Source organism: Acidovorax sp. FG60, from assembly GCF_057808995.1.
The window spans coordinates 168,886-185,774 of record NZ_JBMDJC010000003.1; the positions used below are offsets into that span (position 1 = coordinate 168,886).

Genomic DNA, 16,889 nt, shown 5'->3' on the forward strand with positions numbered 1-16,889 from the left:
AACCGCCCCTCCGGCGGGGGAACGGCTAAGCTTTGAGGGCGCGCATGCCATCGGCCAGCAGCCACAGGGCGCGGTTCAGTCGAATGTCGGAATCAATGCCCTGCACGGGCCGGGTGCTCTGGCGGCGTCCATTGCTGCTGCGGCCATGCAATCCGCCCTTGGTCAAGTTCTCCTGCGTGCGGTTGAACACACTCCACAGGTCGGGGCGGCGGTCTTCAAACCGGCGCGGCATCAGGATTTGCGATTCCGTGACGGGCGCGGGCTTGTTCGGGTCGTCGTACTTGAGTGCCAGCGCGGCGCGGGCGAACACTTCGGATTCACCATCGTCCAAGGTGATTGCGCGCATGGCATCGCGGGAATCGCGCACGCGGTCAAAGCCGCTCAGTACCTGATACGCGCCTTCGATCACCAGTCCGGCCACGTCGCCTTTGTGGGGCACGCGCACATCGGCCACCGTGTCACCACAAACAAGGCCATTGCTGCAAACGAACCTGAACTGGCCCGCCAGCATCTGATAGCTGCTCGTGCCATCGTGCGAGTTCAGCAGCACAATCTCGTTAGCTTCCGCGCCGTTGATCTGGCTGGCGTGGCGCAGACGCAGCATGTGTTTGGTGTGCTCGCGCTTGCCTTCATCGCGCACGCGGGTCTGCGTCACCATGAAGGGCTGAAACCCCTCCTTGCGCAGTTCGGTCAGAACCGCAGCCGTGGGGATGTAGGCGTACCGCTCGGAACGGCTCTCATGCGGGGCATCCGCGAAGATGGACGGGGCCACCCTGCGAATCTGGTCATCCGACAGCGGGTAGTCGCTGCGCAGCGTCGGGGAGTGGGAGGCGAAACGGGTTGCAAGCATGTCGTTCTCCTGAACAAAAAGGCTGTTGAAGAAAACCGCACACCGGATTCCAAGATTCGGAGCCCAGCCTTTCGGCTGTTCGGTGCGGTCGGCGCGAGGAACCCGGTTGGCCCTGTTGCCACCGTCTTTCCTGAGTTCATCGCCCGCGACGAAAGGGAGCGCGCGGACGGGGGCCGTCAAGGAAACAAGCGCAGGGTGGGGGCGGCCCGCAGGCGCAGCCGAGGACACGGCCCTGCGCGCCTTGACGGCACACGGCCGCGGGCTACAGTCGCGGACAAGGTGATGAAGTCAGGGAAGAGGACTGGACATGGCAACGGCCATCCCACAAGCCGACCGCACGGCAAGCGAAGCGCGCAGGCTCGAAGCTGGAAGCCGGGCCGGAGGCGTCAGCCGAACGGAGTGAGGGAACGATCGAAGCCCGAAGGGGGCGAGACGCCGCAGGCGGCTCGATGCGCTAGCACGAGAGCGCGACCGGCCATCTCCCAGGTGGCCGGGGACGCCCACATGACTTCAATGAAATCCCCGTGGACAGCTACCCACCCAGCCATCGGCAAAATGGCAATGGCATGGACATACGAGCCCTACAAGACGATGAACTGATGGCCCAGGCCCGAGACTGGCGGCAACGGGCACTGCGCGGCGAGAAGGACGCACGCGGCCTCGCGCACGAACTGGAATGCGAAGTGCGCCGGCGCTTCCCCAGGAACAATGCGCCCCATGCACTGCCGCCGATCCAATTGCTCGGCGCCGTGCCGCAAACACCCCAGCGGCGCTGGAAGCCCTGGTAAGCACCGGCTCAAAGGCAGCCCGCCCGCATGACTGCGCCACGGCCGATCGGCGCTGATCCCGAAATCCCCCCGAAATAGCGCGAATTTCGAGTGGCCCGGTCACGGGCCAATGCCTACCGTGGAATCTCCACCTTCTGGAGAACCACCATGAGCGATCCCATGCAACCCGGAACGCCTGCGCCTGGAGCAGAAGGGCCTGGCATCTTTCTGCCGACCCTCATCTGGACCACCGACCGCAAGACGGTAGGCAACGAGATGCAGCGCCTGCTGGGACGGCGCGCACAGCTCAACGTCCTGCTGTCCGCCTCCGAAGAAACGGACGACGGCACCACCTGGTACGCAATGGCCCAGGCCACGCTGAACCAGCTGGACTGCGATATCGAACGTCTCTTCGAGTGGCTGGGCGACTACGAACCCGACACACCCACGCCCGAAGTGCCATCGTAATGTCCGGCATGAAGGGAGCGATCCGGCACCAGCCGGTTCGCTGCGCGAGAGGGGCGCCAAGCCTGCGCGGCGGGGATAGCCCGCAGGGCTTTCCCCTGGAGGCAAGCGCAGCGCGCAGCGCCCCGCCAGGGGCGCGAAGGCATCAGGCCGGGTCGTCGGGGCGCAGGCTGGCTTCCGACACCGGCATCCACGGCGATGACGAGTCCAGCAGGTAGCGCGCACCGCGCGCGTACAGGCCCGAAAGTCCGCTGGGACGATAAAACCCGGTGACGCGGCACCGGAACTGTGCGCCAAACTCGTTGGTATAGATCACCGCGTCGCCGAGCGCAAAGCGCAAGGGCTGGCCGTTCTCCGGTGGGAACGGCTTGAACGCATCATGCTCTGCCGTGATTTCGAGGATGTAGTCGTGGTGGCTGCTCATGGCCTTGACCTCCTGAAATGATTGAGAACGCTCAGGAGCGCCTTGCGGCGCCCCAGAACCAGGTCAGACAACGACACGCCCCGCCAGCCGCGCATCGCGCGCATAGGCGCTCAGCCGCTTCTCGGCACGAAAGTGCAGATCCCGCTCTACCGGCAAGCCCAGCCGCCCGCGCACGGTCGCCAGTTCGGAAAGACTGACCCAGCCGATTTCCGGCATCCCTAGGCCCAGGTCGCAAAGACCGAAGGCGTGATCGTGGTCATCGGGATCAATCTCGGTCAGCAGCCAGGTCGCGCCGGCATCCGGCGTGAACAGCTTGACCACTGGGGCCGGATCGAAGTCCGGGTTCTCCAAGGATTCGCGGCCGTTGGCCAGCAGCACGATGCGCTGCTCGTCCGTGATGAATGCGTGGTTCATGGTGAACTCCTGTAAGGTTACCGGGCGGAATTGCCCAGCCCTTGCAGGGCACGGCGCAGCGCAAGCAGTCAAAGATCGAAGACGGCCGCCAGGCCGCAAGCGCCGAAGGTGCGCAGTCATTGACGGCGAGCACGCCGTGGCACGATGAAGGGAACAGCAAGCCGCCACACCTCACCACGCAGCCACCCCGGTATTGACAAGCGTAGCGCGCAGGTCCGAAGCGTCAGTCCAGATCAGAGCGTCCGGGCTTGAAGCCGGATGACTGCGATTCGGCACGAAGCTCGGGGCGCAGCCCATGAGCCCGACGAAGGAACGTCGGGATGCAGGCCAAGTTGCCAGCAGGCAGTTGAAAAGTGGTGCTGGCCTTCAGGCGCTGTCAATTTTCTTGATCTTCCGGATACGCCGCCTGGGGAATCGGCACCCAGCCATCGCGGGTGATGCCTGCCCCGATGCGTATGTTCTGGCTTTCAGTTGCCGCCCAGTGCCCACCCCGGTGCAATACGGCGCGAATCACCGACTTCCGCGGATGATCCTCATCCGCCTTGGCAGAACTGCATATGGCATTCCAATGGTGCTTGTCCGGCATACTGTTCAACCGTGGGCCGAGCAGTTGATCCAAGACTTCGGTCGAAACGTTGTGTCGCCCGCCGTGATGGGGCACTTGGAAATACCGAATACCTGGCAGCGCGAGTCCCACGAAAGGTGCGTAGTCGATCACCTCCTGCAGTGCTTCACGCCCGGCATCGCCAGTAAGCATGACGCGATGACCGTTCAAGACAGCCGACTGCACCACACTCATTTCATTCTCACGACTGGTCGGCTCAGGCGGGAAATATTCCTCGCCCCACAGGGACTTGATGTAGGCGGTCGCGGCCTTCACTGCCCGGAATATGCTGCTCAGCGCGCTATCAAAAGCACTTTCTTCGACAGCTTCCGGTGTCTTCGCGGAGTCCACGATCAGGTCCAAGTAGCGCCCCAGGGTAGGTGCCATGACCGCGAACGGACCGATGCTCTGCCCCTGAAGGGGGGCATGGATTGGAATTCCCTTCTCCACCGCAATATCCTCAAGAATTGCCGTGGCATCGTAGATTGAGCGCAACTTCCGTCGCAGGGCTTCAACCGATTCATAGGTCTCAAAGCGATCGATCAACTGGTCCGCGTATATCCACGGCCGGTTGATCCAAAGATTCCTGACCGTGCATTGCTCCAGGACTTTTCGTAGTCCGTTGGCGTGATCGCGATCTGGGTGCGTGAGGATCACATGGTCGATGACTGTTGTTCCATAGTACGTCTTCAGATGCTCGACTATCTGATCACCCGTATCCAGATACCCACCGTCAACAACGTGCACGCCCTCGGTGCCATTCACCGAGTAGCGCAGCGTGATCGCGTCCCCGCTTTTCGCTGTTTCGACGCCAAGAAAGTCGATCTCGAAGTAGTCAGCCATACATCCCTCTTGTTTTATGCCAACAAAGTGCCGGTGGCTTTGCACCTACCAGCGATCCACCGCACACGTGAGTCCTGTCGGAGTCCATACCAACGACACGGCCGGAAGGCCGCCAGCATCCTCGGCGATGCCGCGCAATGTATTTCGGTCGATACCCGAATGTGCGCCGCCTTTCGGGTGGCTGTGCCACGTTCCTATAAAGGCGAGATACCCCAAAGAGGCCGCGTTTGCGGCGCGCAAATTTTGAACAAGCCCGTTGGTTCCGAGGACGAAGCGGGCGGCCTCTCGAACACTGTCAGGCGGTGCCTCAACAAGGCCTGCAATGGTGATGGTTCGATTTTCAAACGAGATGCGGCCGATCAAGGCGCCGCCTGTTTCCAGAGCACCCCAGCGCAGCGCATCAGCATGGATTGCTTGCGCAACTGGGGACAGGACCCGAATGTTCCAGCCACCATCGTCTGCGACTTCAAGCGCAGTGGTCGGGCCAAGGCTGGCGCGGGTCCATGCCATTCCAAGGCCTTCGGCATCTGAGATTCCGGCGCAAAGCGTCGCTTCCTTCGGAAGCCCATCAACGAGCCATCGTTCCAGTTGCAGGCCGGCCAGTGACGTCGACCGCGAAACAACGGCGTCAGACATAGGCATCGTCAGCGAACGACAGTTGTCACCCACGAAAATCCGAGTCGGCTCAGACGTCTCGCCGGCAATCGACGCACGCAGTTCCGGTGCAAACCGGCAGCACTCGAACAAGAACGCCGTGAGGTCGTCAACTCGGCCGGCACGGCCAGCTCCTTCGAGCAATACCGCCACACAGCGCCCCTGACCATACATCGCGATCCGTGCCAATCGGGCTGGGGATTGATCCAACGCTGCCGATTGTGTTTCTGCAGCCAGCACCTGAAGTGACGCCGTCGCATCCACGATGAGGGCCGCATCCTGCGGAACGGTTGCCGCAAACTGTTCCGGATCGACCAAAAGAGTCACTGCGTCGGTGTCGAACGCTCGCGATTGAAGATGCGACAGCGATTCAAAGGCTGTCTTCATCAGCGCCGACTTCCGAGGCGGAACCAGAACTGATGCCCGCTCAATGAGTGCATGCCGCGCGGCGTTGTGAGGCGACATGGGTTCGTTGTCGACGAAAGTCATCGAACCAAAGCCCGCTCGCCCCAGTTGCATCGCGACTTTCGATCCCACGCTTCCGCAGCCGAGCACGACCAGCGGCTGTGATGTGGCTGCGTATGGAATGCCGGACGTCCTTGCCAGCAGTTCAGGAGACAACGCATGCGCGTGAAAGGCCGGGTGAACCGTGGCGTTACGCTCCAGGAGCGATTGAGCGTTGAGTTCATAGCGCACCACATAGGGCAATACCTCGACACTCCTCCCTGGCGAGCCCACAAGCGACGCTGGCCTTTGCACAGCCAGAATCACAATCGCGTACAAACCATGCACCCAGCCATGCGAGTCCTGTCGCATATCCAGGATTGAGCGTCCGAAATAACCGTCCACTTCCTGGGCCAAAGCGTCGCGATCAATACCAAGCTCCGCTGCTCGATCGAGCAGCGTCGCGAGATCGACAACTGTCTCTGGTTGATAGCGTCCGATCACATGCGGGAGGCCGTCGGTCATCGGAGCGCGCGCGATGAAGGCCGCGGCATGGCCGTTCCCCCATTTGCCCAGCTTGTCGTTGTGAACATCCTGATAAAACACAGGATCGACTTGTGCGGTCAGTTCGGCGTTGATGATGGCGTACAGACCGCCATCGATCGTCACGTAGCCTGCGGGAACCACCAGAATCGTGCCGTCAGCGGGAGCGGCGGCCGCGACCTTCTCGGCACTGAATACAACGGTCGAAGGACAGCTGTCTCGGCGCGTTGGTTCCCACCCCTGCTCCAGGTCCAGGAGTGTTCCGGCCGCGGCCTTGTGCAGCCAGTCGATCAACTGATCGACAACGGCGTCCAGGCCAAACCGATGCAGCAGCTCGTTCAACGACCCTTCGAATAGGCACGGCGAGACTAACTCGCCTTGGCGATGGGGGTTGATGTGCGGCAAGTTGAGCGGGAAGTCCGCACGTAAGAAGGGCTCGGGTGCAGACAGGGGCCAGTCACTACCGAATACCAGCACGCACGTCTCGACGGTGCGCACTCCGGTCTCAGAGATACCATTGCGCCGAGACCTGTTCGGCAGTTGGACCGCAACATCGACTTCAATCTCCGTCGATGCACCAGTTGTCCTTGGCTCGCCAACGCGGATAAGGCCTCGATGCCGCTGAAGTTGATGCAGTGCGTCTGCGATGGTGCCCGTCATGATGCTCCGTGCGGCATGGGGGTGCGCGCAGAGGTCACCACGGCAGCGGCCTTCGATCCGGACTCCTTCTTCGCGGGAGGTTGCACACCCTGAGCGGTTACGGTGAAAACGAGCGGTTCCACGGACTTTTCGCTGGGGTACTCGCCTGTGCAGTAGAACTCGCCTTTTGCTTCGTCCACGATCGTCACGTACTCACGCTTCGCACGGATGCAGGGCGGATCGCTGTCATCATCTGCAATCGGCTTGCAGCTGGCGACGATGACGGCGCCGTCACGGGTCTGCGAAAGCGCCTTGCGAGCATCAGCATCGAGCTTGGCTTTTTCACGGTAGTCGGACCAGCTGTCATAGGACAGCGAATGCCAGGAACAATGATGAGGCGCCTGCATGATGTCGTACTCAAGCACATCTGCTTCAGCCTTGTGGCGTTGCCACTGGCGGTTCCAGATGAACACCTCAGCATCGCCACCAGTAAGGAATTTCGCACCATCCGGCGTCTGCGCGTCAGCCGCCAACGTGATGTTCAGAATAACGCTGGACTGGTTCTTGACCAGGCACTCTTCCTCTTCCTCGTCATCCTGGGCGTCCAGTGGAGCCAAAAGAAACGCAGAAAAGAATGCGGAACTCTTGCCATTGATCGTTGAAAAGCGCGTGTCCACCTTCCGCACAATCGAAGTGAGATCATCGGTTTTTCCGTCGATGTCCTCGCCCATGATCTGAATGCGGTCACCGTTCCCGACGGCGAAATTCTTGTCACGGTTCAGTTGCACGCGCCGACGCGCCTCCGTGTTGAATGCCTTGGCGTCGTCGCTCAAGGTGTGCGTCTTGCTGGCGCGTCGAAACACGATCGGGGACGACCACATCTCGCGGATCACGATTTTCTTGTCCTTGTCGTCCTTCTTGTCGTCCGGGTACTTGTCGAGTGGCCCTAGGTAGAAGTGTCGCTTCAACCCTCGGCAATGGTCTTGATCCGGGTGGCTCAGCAGGAACGCATCGACATACGGCCTGCCGTTCTCATCCTTCTTCAGTCGTTCGCGCAAATCCTTGGCGACATCGCGCGCCTCCCCGTCAGGGTCGTCGGCGTCTTGCCTGATGTTTACGTCGATCAGCAGAGTCGTCGCGTCGAGATCGCCGAACTTGATGAGGGTCATGTCCCCGTTGTCGACGGGAAAAAACGTGATGGTTGTAGGCACTGGGGTCTCCGGGTAGACGACCGAAGGATGATCGCGTATAGTTAATGTACGACGATTTTTTATATCCGTCTACTTTTTAGGCGTGACTGATGCAAAAACCTTCCTTTCCTGCCGCCGAACCTGCTGAGCCTAAGGGGCTAAGTTGGGGGCTGGAGAGCAGACTTCAATTCATCGATTTCCGTCTGCGCTGGGAGCGGCGCATCAACCGGATGGATCTCACCGAGCACTTTGGTATTTCGGTCCCGCAGGCATCGCTGGACATTTCCAAGTACATGGAGTTGGCGCCGAGCAACCTGACTTACGACCGCAGCTCCAAGACCTACACGGCAGCGCAGAGTTTTCACCCGCTTTACCAACGAAGCTCGGCGCAACGCTATCTAGCAGAACTGCTAGCGACAAAGATGGGAATTGTCGAGCCGACGGCCAGCTTCATCGGCTCCGCGCCGGAGACAGATTGGGCCCCGTCCCCTTGGCGCACGATCAATGAGCAGACCGTCGAAGCAGTGGTGCGCGCAATCCGCCAGCAGGAATCCATTCTGGTGAGCTACCAGTCCATGACGTCGTTGGATGAATCGGTTCGCTTGCTGTCTCCCCACGCCCTTGGCAATGACGGTTTTCGCTGGCACATGCGCGCGTTTTGCCACAAGCGCCAGCGCTTCAGCGATTTCGTCCTTGCTCGAATCCTGCGCATCGATGGCTTCGAGGCGACCCAAGTGGACTCCAACCAAGATTCGCATTGGCAAACTGTATTGACGCTGGTACTTGCACCGCATCCCGATTTGCCTGCAGCCAAGAAACGAGTCTTAGAGTTGGACTACGGCATGGAAGATGGAGAGGTCAAACTTCCATGCCGCCAAGCGTTTCTGTACTACACGCTGAGACGTTTGGGTTTGCATACCAAGGAAGCACCAGACCCCCTCGCACAGCAGATCACGCTGAAAAACCGCGATGAAATCCAACCCTATATCGACGCCTTGGCGGCACAGGCCTGACTTCACATGACAACAATTTTTGAACTGGTCAAAGACCCCTACGAGCGCAAGGCACGTGTTATCCCTGGCCTTCTTGTGGCCTTACCCGTGCTGGTGCCGCTGTTGTGCGTCTACGGGGCTCGGCACCCTGTGCTTACAGGTGTGATCGGCCTGCTGGGCGGCTGCGGCGCTATCTATGCACTCGCGAGCGTAGCGCGCGGACGTGGTAAAAAACTTGAAGAGATGCTGGTCTCAAAATGGGGTGGCATGCCCACGACCATCGCACTACGCCACCGCGACAAGTTCCTTGATGGTGTCAGCAAGCAGCGTTATCACACGGCGATCACTGCCAAGTTGGGTATCGCCATGCCAACGGCAGAAGAAGAATCAGCAAACCCAGACAAGGCAGACGACATCTACATCGGTGCCACTAAGCGGCTTCGCGAACTCACGCGTTCCAACAAGCAGCTCTTGCTGAAAGAGAACATCGCCTATGGATTTCATCGCAACATGCTGGCGATGAAGCCTGTCGGTATCCTGTCGTGCCTCATGGGCGTCGTCTACGGATTGTTGATTGCAAAGATTTTGCAGGTAGCACCTCTCCAATTTGACTTGGTGCACCTTGCCGATCCAGGGCTTGCCGCAGGCTTGACATTGCTCATTTCGCTGGCGCTACTTGCCGCATGGCTACTGTATTTCGATCAGGACGCAGTAAGGCGGATGGGATTCGTCTATGCGGAACGTTTGTTTGAATGTTTGCCGTCGTTGCCTTCTTCCTCCTCACGGAAGAAAGCCGTAAAACCGACTACAGACTGAGGTTCTGCCCAATCTCCAAACAGGCGTATAGCTCCGCAGGTGTGTCTACCGCTTCCACGTCTTGGGACGAATCGTTCCGCGAGACTCTAGCAAGAGCCGCGTGCTTTCCAGTTCCTTTTGCAGCACATCGGTATCCGGCAGAACCATCCGGTAGTTCGCCGCCATGACCTTGGTGGGTAAGCCCTCCAGCGCATACCGCGCCAGGGCGAGCCCCTTGTCGGCACAAAGAATCAGCCCCACCGGCGGGTTCTCCTCGGGATAGGCCCAGTGTTCCTTGGCATAGTTGCAGTACATGTGCATCTGGCCTACGTCCGCATGCGTCAGACTCCCCAGCTTCAGGTCGATGATGACCAGGCAGCGTAACTTGCGATGGAACAGCAGCAAGTCCACCCGATACCAGGTCTGGTCGATGCGCAAGCGCCGCTGCCGTCCAATGAAGGTGAACCCTTCACCCAATTCGAGCAGGAAGTCTTCCAGCCGCCGGATCAAGGCGGCCTCCAGATCGGACTCCGAATACTCGTCCTTGAGGTCGAGGAACTCCAGCACATAGGGGTCTTTGATGGCATCGCCGGGCGCGACGGCATCTTCGGGCTTGGCCACCGCGCCCTTGGCCAGCATCGCCGCCTTGTTTTTCGACAGCGCCGTGCGCTCGTAGAACTGGCTGCCGATCTGCCGATCCAACTGGCGCACGCTCCAGCCGCCGCGCAAGGCCTCGGCTTCATAGAACTGGCGCGCATGCTCGTCCTTGACCGACAACAGCCGCACATAGGCCGACCACGGCAGCGTGAAGACCTGCGCCAGCTCGTCCAGCCGCCAAGGCCGCACTGGCTCCGGGGAAGATTCGCCAGACACTGTCTGGCGAATTGGCCGGGTCAGAAAAAACGACCGCATCTGCTGCAGGTTCTGACGGCTGAAGCCACGGCCGAACTGCTGGGTGAGGTCGCTTGCCAGCCGCTCGATCAACTGCTCGCCATAACCCGCGCGCCGCTTGCCCTGTTGCTCGGCCTCCACGATGCGGCGGCCAATCTCCCAGTAGCTGGCCGTCATCAGCGCATTGACGCTGCGCGCTGCCGTCTGGCGCGCGGCATCGAGCAGATCCACGATGCCGCCGTGGATGCTGGCGTAGCCGGCAGGCACGGCGGCGGGTGCGACTCCCGCCATCGCAGGCGCCTTCTTGGTCATGCAGCCACCTCCGCAGGCCGCTGCGCCTCGGTGATCGTCTTGCGCCGGTTCGCCACCAGCTCGGCCGCCTTGCGCACCGGATCGTCCTCGGTGTGGACGTAGCGCATGAACATCGCCACGGTCTTGTGCGCCGTCAGCGCCATGCCGACCTTGACCGGGATGCCCGAGTTGGCAATGTCGGTCGCGGAGCGGTGGCGGATGCCATGCGTGCCGACGTGCGTGGCGCCCGCCGCCTTGAGGGCGCGGCTCCAGCCGCCGTAATACTCGCCCGTGGTCAGGTGCTTGCCGGGATGGCTTGGAGACGGCAGCACATAGGGAGTGCCTTCCTGCCGTGGCGCCGTCGAGAGCAGTCGATAGGCTTCCTCGCTCATGGGCTTGGACATGCCGCCCGTCTTGCTGTCCGGCCAGACCACGCGGCGGTTGTCCAGGTCCACCCAATCCCATCGGAGCGTCACGATTTCGGAGCGGCGGCCGGCGAACTCGAATTGAAGGCGGATCGCCAGCGGGATGACGTAGTTCTCCAGACCCTCGGCTTCGATGTGCTCCAGTCGCCGAAACAGCTTGCCCATGTCCTCGTCGCTGATGAGGTGGGTGGCCTTGCCGTTGGGGTACATCGGGACGTGGCGGCAGGGGTTGGTGCCGTCAGGCCGGTGGCCCCACACCTCGGCCAGGTTGAACATCTTGCGCATCACGCTGAAAGCACGGTTGGCCTCGGCCGGCTTGTGCGCCATCTTCTTCATCGCCGTGGCCACGTCCGGGCGCTTCACGTCCTGGACCTTCAAACGGCCCAGCATCGGAACGATGCAGCGGTCGATGACGGCCTGATACCCGCGCTGGGTGCTGGGCTTGTTGCGCTGCTTGGAGTAATCCTCCATGAACTTGGTACACAGCTCCTTGACCGTGGGGGCTGAACGGGCGGCGGCCTTGGCCGCGCTGGGGTCGCCGCCCCGGCGCACCTCGGCCAGCCATTCCTGGGCCAGCGAGCGGGCCTGCTCGACGGTCAGTTCCCCGTACAGGCCCAGGGCGGGCTTGCGCCGCTCGCCAGCGTTCGTGCGGTACTGGAGCATGAACACCTTGCGGCCCGCTGGTGTAACCTTGCACAGGAAGCCGGGCACCAGCGTGTCCCGGAGTTCGACGGCCTGCGCCTGGGGTTGTGCCGCATCGACTGCGGACTTGGTGAGCTTGAGTTTTGCCACGATGACTCCTCGGAAAGACCCGATTCCCAAGAGCCATGTAGGGGCCATCAGAGGGGAAGCCGGGTCAGGTTTCGGAAAGCACCGGCATATGTTGGACTCGCCTAAGTTATTGATAAACCTGCTGTATCGGGCTTCGGCGTAGTCCAGCAAAGTTCGGTGCTGGAGTCATGGTGAAATGAAAAAAACCCTGATCGCATTGGCCCTGACCGCAGGCGCCACCTTCACCGTGATGGCCCAGGACATCGTCGATACCGCCGTGAAGGCGGGTAATTTCAAGACCCTGGTGGCGGCCGTGCAGGCTGCGGGCCTGGTGGACACCCTCAAGGGCCCCGGCCCCTTCACGGTGTTTGCGCCCACCGACGAGGCTTTCGCCAAGATCCCCAAGGCCACCCTGGACGGCCTGCTGGCTGACAAGGCCGCACTGACCAAGGTGCTGACCTACCACGTGGTCCCCGGCAAGGTGATGGCCAAGGACGTCAAGGCCGGAAAGGTCAAGACCGTGCAGGGCCAGGAGATCATCGTGTCCACCAGCATGGGCGTGATGGTGGACCAGTCCAAGGTCATCGCGACCGATGTGGCTGCCAGCAATGGCGTGATCCACGCCATCGACACCGTTCTGATGCCCAAGTAAGCCCGCGGACTAACCGCTCGTCCTTTCCACCACCATCCACTAGCGAGGAGAAGCCCCATGAACACCGCATTCAACCGCCGTACCGTCTTGCTGGCCGCCGCCGTGGGCGCCAGCGCCACCTTGTTGCAGGCCTGTGGCGGCGGCGACGATGAGCCCCAGCGCAACATCGTCGAAGTCGCCCAGAACAATCCTGACCTCAGCATCCTCGTCGAAGCAGTGGTCGCCGCTGGTCTGGCGCCCACTCTGAGCACCGGCATGCTCACGGTTTTCGCCCCGACCAACGCCGCCTTTGCAGCGTTGCTCAGCGAGCTGGGCGTGACCAAGGAGGCCCTGCTGGCCGACAAGCCCCTGCTGACAGCGGTACTGACCTACCACGTGCTCGGCAGCAGGGTCCCGCGTGCAGACGTCCCCCTGGGCAAGGCCATCACGCCCGTGTCAGGCGGCTTCTTCAAGATCGAGTCGGCCAACGGCCTGAAGATCACCGATGGTCGCAACCGCGTTTCCACCATCACGGCCACGGACATCCAGGCCAGCAACGGCGTGGTGCATCTGGTGGACCGCGTGCTGCTGCCGGCCAACAAGGACATCGTCGCCACCGCCTCGGCGCTGCCGGACTTCAGCATCCTGGTGGAAGCCGTGGTGGCGGCCGGCTTGGCCACCACCTTGCAGGGAGCCGGCCCGTTCACGGTGTTTGCGCCGACCAACGCCGCGTTTGCAGCGCTGCTGGCCGAGCTGGGGGTGACCAAGGAAGCCCTGCTGGCGGACACTGCGCTGCTGACCACGGTACTGACCTACCACGTGGTACCCGCGCGCGTGCTCAAGGCCGAGGTCCCAATCAATACCGCCATTGGCACCGTCCAGGGACAAACCTTCACGGTGAACGCAAGCCTCGTGATCACCGACCAGAACCTGCGCACCAGCAACATCACCATGGCCGACGTGTTCACCAGCAACGGTGTGATCCACGTCGTGGACAAGGTGATCCTGCCCAAGTAAGCCGGTGGCTGTGAGCCCCGTGAGCCCCACGCAAGAAAGCCCGGCATGCCGGGCTTTCTTTTTTGGGTGCGTACGAAACGCTGGAAAGGAGACGCGACTACCGCGCTGCCAGCCCGTCGAAACAGGTGCGCACCACCAGATCCACGATTTCCGCATCGGAATACTGGCCGCCTTCCTTGAGAAAACTCACCACCGGGTCGCAGGCGCGCGCATACAACGTGTAGAGCACCACCAGCGGCGGCAAGGTGGGGCTGATCACGCCCTGTGCCTGGGCCTGGGTGATCCATTCACCAATCTGGTCGCTCACGGCCACGAGGCCGTTGAGGTAGTCCTTGTTGGCCATTAGCACCGCGCGCAGCGTGGAGTTGCGGCTGGGCAGCAGCGGCATTTCGTTGCTCAGCAGCCGCTCCAGCGACCAGCGCACCAGCGCATGGAGCTTTTCAAGCGGAGGCATTTCAGTGGGCAGATCTGCCAGATAGGCCTGCACACGGCCAAGAATCTGCACCATGGCGGCGCTGCACAGCTCTTCCTTGCTGCAGAAGTGCTTGTACAGACTGGCTTTGGCAATGCCCACGGCATTGGCCACGTCGTCCATGGTCATGGCATCGAAGGCCTTTTCGCCCAGGAGCTGGCAGGTGGACTGGAGGATGGCATCCTCGCGCGCCTGGTGCATCTGCTCTTTGAACGAAACTTTGGGTTGCGGCGTTTGCATGGCTTGTATTTTATACATTGCAGTAAAAAAATAAATGACTAAGTTGCAATACAACTACGTCGTTCACGTTTTACCCTGCAGGAATCATGCCGCAGGCGCTTCCAGCGTCCGCGCGGCGGTGGCGGTCAGGGCCGCCGTCAGGGCGTCCAGCACGGCCGACTCCAGGTTCCAGCAGTGCCAGTACAGCTGGATGGGCAGAGAGCGGCCCGGTGCCAGATTCACCATGCTGCCGTCCGCCAGCGCCTCGCGCGCCATCAGCTCGGGCATCACACCCACGGCCCAGCCTGCGGCCACGGCGCGCATCTGCGCCTCGGAACCCGGCACGAACAGGTGATTGAGCGCCACGCGCTTGAGCCCGAATGCACGCGCCACAAACTCGGCAGCCATGTCGTCCTTGCGGTTGAACGACAGGAACGACACCTCGCGAAAGTTGTGCGGCGTGAGCCCCTGGGGCAGGTACTGCTCCGCATAGCTGGCCGACGCTACGGCCACATAGTGCATGGCGCCCAGCGGCACCATCTTGCACCCACGCAGTGCCTGCTTGAGCGTGGTCACGCAGCCCAGCACCTGGCCAGAGCGCAGCCATTCCTGCGTGAAATCCTGGTCGTCCACGATGATTTCCAGCGGCAGGCGCTGGCGCACCAGCTCGTGCAGCGCGCCCATCGCCCAAGTGGCGATGCTGTCTGCGTTGATGGCAATCGAGATGCGCTCATCCTCGCGCGTGCCGCCCGGGGCGCTGGGCGCCAGCTCGTGCAGGTCGCGCTCCAGGTCTGCGCGCAGCAGGCGCATCTGCTTGGTGTGCTTGAGCAGCAACTGCCCCGCCGAGGTCGGCCGCAGGGGTCGGCTGCGCACGATGAGCACCGAGCCCACCTGCGCCTCCAGCGCGCGCAGGCGCTGTGAGACGGCCGACTGTGTGACGTTCAGGCGCTGCGCAGCGCGCTCGAAGCCGCCTTCTTCAACGATGGCGGCAAGGCATTCCAGGGCGGCGGGATCGTAGGTGCTCATGGTCTCGGGCTCGAACAAAAGAGGGTTGTCTCTACCGCACCGTTTATTAGGTGCGCTGATGTTTTTGGAGTAAGTTTAATTTTGCTTTTAGTTGAATGCAATGTCGCGCACACTGCGCCCCATCGTGTCCCGCACTGGGGCGGGTGGCACGCAAAGGCTCACAAGGCATTCCGCATATGAAAACCATTGTTCTCGGCGCCGGCATCATCGGCATCAGCACGGCGTGGCACCTGCTTGAACGCGGTCACGAGGTCATCGTGGTCGACCGCCAGCCCGATGCTGCGCTCGAAACCAGTTTTGCCAATGCAGCACAGATCTCGGTGAGCTACTGCGAGCCCTGGGCCAACCGCGAGGCGCCGCTCAAGGCGCTCAAGTGGATGTTCGACAAGGAAGCCCCGCTGCTGTTTCGCCCGCAGATGGACTGGCAGCAGTGGCGCTGGGGCCTACAGTTCCTGGCGCAGTGCAACGACGCCGCGTTCGAGCGCAATGTGCAGCAGATCGTGGCGCTGGGCGCCTACAGCCATGCCGCGCTCAAGGACCTGGTCAGCACCACGGGCATCGAATACAACCGGCTCGAACGCGGCATTGCCCACTTCTACACAGACCAGAAGTCCTTTGACGCCGCCGGCCACGCGGTGGAGCTCATGCGCAAGCACGGCGTGCAGCGCCGCCTGGTCAGCCGCGACGAACTGCTCAAGATCGAGCCCGCCTTCAAGGCCTACGGCGACAAGATCACCGGCGGCACCTACACCAGCACCGACGAAAGCGGCGACGCCCGCGTGTTCACCCAGGAGCTGGCCCGCCGCTGCATGGCACGCGGGGCGCAGTTCCTCTACGGCCACGATGTGCTGCGCCTGAACAAAATCGGCAATGCTATTGATTCAGTAGCTGTCATGCCAAAACAGACAAGCGCTGGCGGCAAAAAAGACTTCATATTGAAGGCCGACGCCGTCGTCGTCGCCTGCGGCTCGTACAGCGCACCGTTGCTGCGCAGCGTGGGCGTGGACCTGCCGATCTACCCTGGCAAGGGCTACAGCGCCACGTTCCCGCTGCTCAAGCCCGAGGGCGCGCCCATGGTCTCCACCATCGACGACGGCAAGAAGATCGCCATGAGCCGCCTGGGCAACTACCTGCGCGTGGCGGGCACCATCGAACTCAATGGCTGGGACCTGACGCTCGACAGCTCCCTGGCGCGCGCACGCTGCCACATGCTGTCGCGCCGCATCGAGGCCATCCTGCCCGGCGTGTGCGACACCCGCACGCCCGAACAAGGCGGCGACCCGCAGTACTGGACCGGCCTGCGCCCGGCCACCCCCACCAACATCCCGTTCATCGGGCAGACCCGCGTGGGCAAGCTCTGGGTGAACGCGGGCCACGGCACGCTGGGCTGGACACACGGTGCAGGTTCGGGCAAGGCGCTGGCCGAGCTGATCAGCGGCGAACAGCCCGCGATGAACTTCGGCTTCCTGGGCCACCACGGCTCTGCACGGCGCGCATCGGCCACGGCGCTGGCCGCCTGAGA

At 62.0% G+C, this 16,889-nt stretch carries 17 protein-coding genes; 7 read left to right on the forward strand and 10 right to left on the reverse strand.

Annotated elements, in window-relative coordinates:
* Positions 1–25 precede the first annotated feature (25 nt).
* Positions 26–850, reverse strand: a complete 825-nt coding sequence (locus ACODS0_RS05800; protein WP_012436201.1) for a DUF932 domain-containing protein — start codon at positions 848–850, stop codon at positions 26–28.
* Between the two features lie 566 nt (positions 851–1,416).
* Between ACODS0_RS05800 and ACODS0_RS05805 the strand changes: the two genes are divergently transcribed.
* Both ACODS0_RS05805 and ACODS0_RS05810 read left to right on the forward strand, forming a co-directional pair.
* Complete coding sequence (locus ACODS0_RS05805) at positions 1,417–1,638, forward strand: hypothetical protein (protein WP_049799789.1); 222 nt, start codon at positions 1,417–1,419, stop codon at positions 1,636–1,638.
* Between the two features lie 147 nt (positions 1,639–1,785).
* Entirely contained in the window at positions 1,786–2,085 is a 300-nt protein-coding gene (locus tag ACODS0_RS05810; protein WP_003056213.1) for a hypothetical protein, read from the forward strand.
* A gap of 142 nt (positions 2,086–2,227) precedes the next feature.
* Here the strand turns inward: ACODS0_RS05810 and ACODS0_RS05815 are convergent, their stop codons facing one another.
* The 5 genes from ACODS0_RS05815 to mblB form a co-directional block, all read right to left on the reverse strand.
* Positions 2,228–2,506, reverse strand: coding sequence for a hypothetical protein (locus ACODS0_RS05815; RefSeq protein ID WP_003056215.1), 279 nt, complete (start codon positions 2,504–2,506; stop codon positions 2,228–2,230).
* Positions 2,507–2,569: 63 nt separating this feature from the next.
* Positions 2,570–2,920, reverse strand: a complete 351-nt coding sequence (locus ACODS0_RS05820; RefSeq protein WP_003056217.1) for a DUF2958 domain-containing protein — start codon at positions 2,918–2,920, stop codon at positions 2,570–2,572.
* A 376-nt stretch (positions 2,921–3,296) separates the two neighbouring features.
* Complete coding sequence (locus ACODS0_RS05825) at positions 3,297–4,367, reverse strand: ComEC/Rec2 family competence protein (RefSeq protein WP_003056219.1); 1,071 nt, start codon at positions 4,365–4,367, stop codon at positions 3,297–3,299.
* 45 nt (positions 4,368–4,412) lie between these two features.
* Positions 4,413–6,668 (reverse strand): anti-phage 6A-MBL system cap2_3 protein, encoded by a 2,256-nt coding sequence (gene cap2-3, locus ACODS0_RS05830; RefSeq protein ID WP_003056220.1) that lies wholly within the window; start codon positions 6,666–6,668, stop codon positions 4,413–4,415.
* Positions 6,665–7,858: an anti-phage 6A-MBL system MBL-fold protein gene (gene mblB / locus ACODS0_RS05835; protein ID WP_012436200.1), complete on the reverse strand. Its 1,194-nt coding sequence runs from the start codon at positions 7,856–7,858 to the stop codon at positions 6,665–6,667. Before mblB ends, cap2-3 begins: the two co-directional genes overlap by 4 nt.
* An 89-nt stretch (positions 7,859–7,947) precedes the next feature.
* On the opposite strand from mblB, the gene ACODS0_RS05840 reads away from it, so the two are divergent.
* Positions 7,948–8,850 carry a WYL domain-containing transcriptional regulator gene (locus ACODS0_RS05840; protein ID WP_012204593.1) on the forward strand — a complete coding sequence of 301 codons (903 nt, stop codon included), beginning with the start codon at positions 7,948–7,950 and terminating at the stop codon, positions 8,848–8,850.
* Between the two features lie 6 nt (positions 8,851–8,856).
* A complete protein-coding gene (locus ACODS0_RS05845) occupies positions 8,857–9,645 on the forward strand; it encodes a hypothetical protein (protein ID WP_003056223.1) in 789 nt (262 codons plus the stop codon).
* Positions 9,646–9,690: 45 nt separating this feature from the next.
* Here the strand turns inward: ACODS0_RS05845 and ACODS0_RS05850 are convergent, their stop codons facing one another.
* On the reverse strand, positions 9,691–10,827 hold the full coding sequence (locus tag ACODS0_RS05850; RefSeq protein WP_012436199.1) for a PDDEXK nuclease domain-containing protein: 1,137 nt from the start codon (positions 10,825–10,827) through the stop codon (positions 9,691–9,693).
* Positions 10,824–12,023, reverse strand: a complete 1,200-nt coding sequence (locus ACODS0_RS05855; RefSeq protein ID WP_003056225.1) for a tyrosine-type recombinase/integrase — start codon at positions 12,021–12,023, stop codon at positions 10,824–10,826. The genes ACODS0_RS05850 and ACODS0_RS05855 overlap by 4 nt, the downstream gene beginning before the upstream one ends.
* Positions 12,024–12,198: 175 nt before the next feature.
* Here ACODS0_RS05855 and ACODS0_RS05860 point away from each other — a divergent pair, with 175 nt between their 5' ends.
* Complete coding sequence (locus ACODS0_RS05860; RefSeq protein ID WP_488833477.1) at positions 12,199–12,654, forward strand: fasciclin domain-containing protein; 456 nt, start codon at positions 12,199–12,201, stop codon at positions 12,652–12,654.
* Positions 12,655–12,711: 57 nt separating this feature from the next.
* The gene (locus tag ACODS0_RS05865; RefSeq protein WP_488833480.1) at positions 12,712–13,650 is read left to right on the forward strand and encodes a fasciclin domain-containing protein; all 939 of its coding nucleotides are present in this window, start codon (positions 12,712–12,714) and stop codon (positions 13,648–13,650) included.
* 97 nt (positions 13,651–13,747) lie between these two features.
* Here the strand turns inward: ACODS0_RS05865 and ACODS0_RS05870 are convergent, their stop codons facing one another.
* Complete coding sequence (locus ACODS0_RS05870; protein ID WP_055397245.1) at positions 13,748–14,362, reverse strand: TetR/AcrR family transcriptional regulator; 615 nt, start codon at positions 14,360–14,362, stop codon at positions 13,748–13,750.
* Between the two features lie 84 nt (positions 14,363–14,446).
* Positions 14,447–15,367, reverse strand: a complete 921-nt coding sequence (locus tag ACODS0_RS05875; RefSeq protein ID WP_055397292.1) for a LysR family transcriptional regulator ArgP — start codon at positions 15,365–15,367, stop codon at positions 14,447–14,449.
* A 176-nt stretch (positions 15,368–15,543) separates the two neighbouring features.
* Here ACODS0_RS05875 and ACODS0_RS05880 point away from each other — a divergent pair, with 176 nt between their 5' ends.
* Entirely contained in the window at positions 15,544–16,887 is a 1,344-nt protein-coding gene (locus ACODS0_RS05880) for a D-amino acid dehydrogenase (protein ID WP_426305919.1), read from the forward strand.
* Positions 16,888–16,889: the final 2 nt, after the last annotated feature.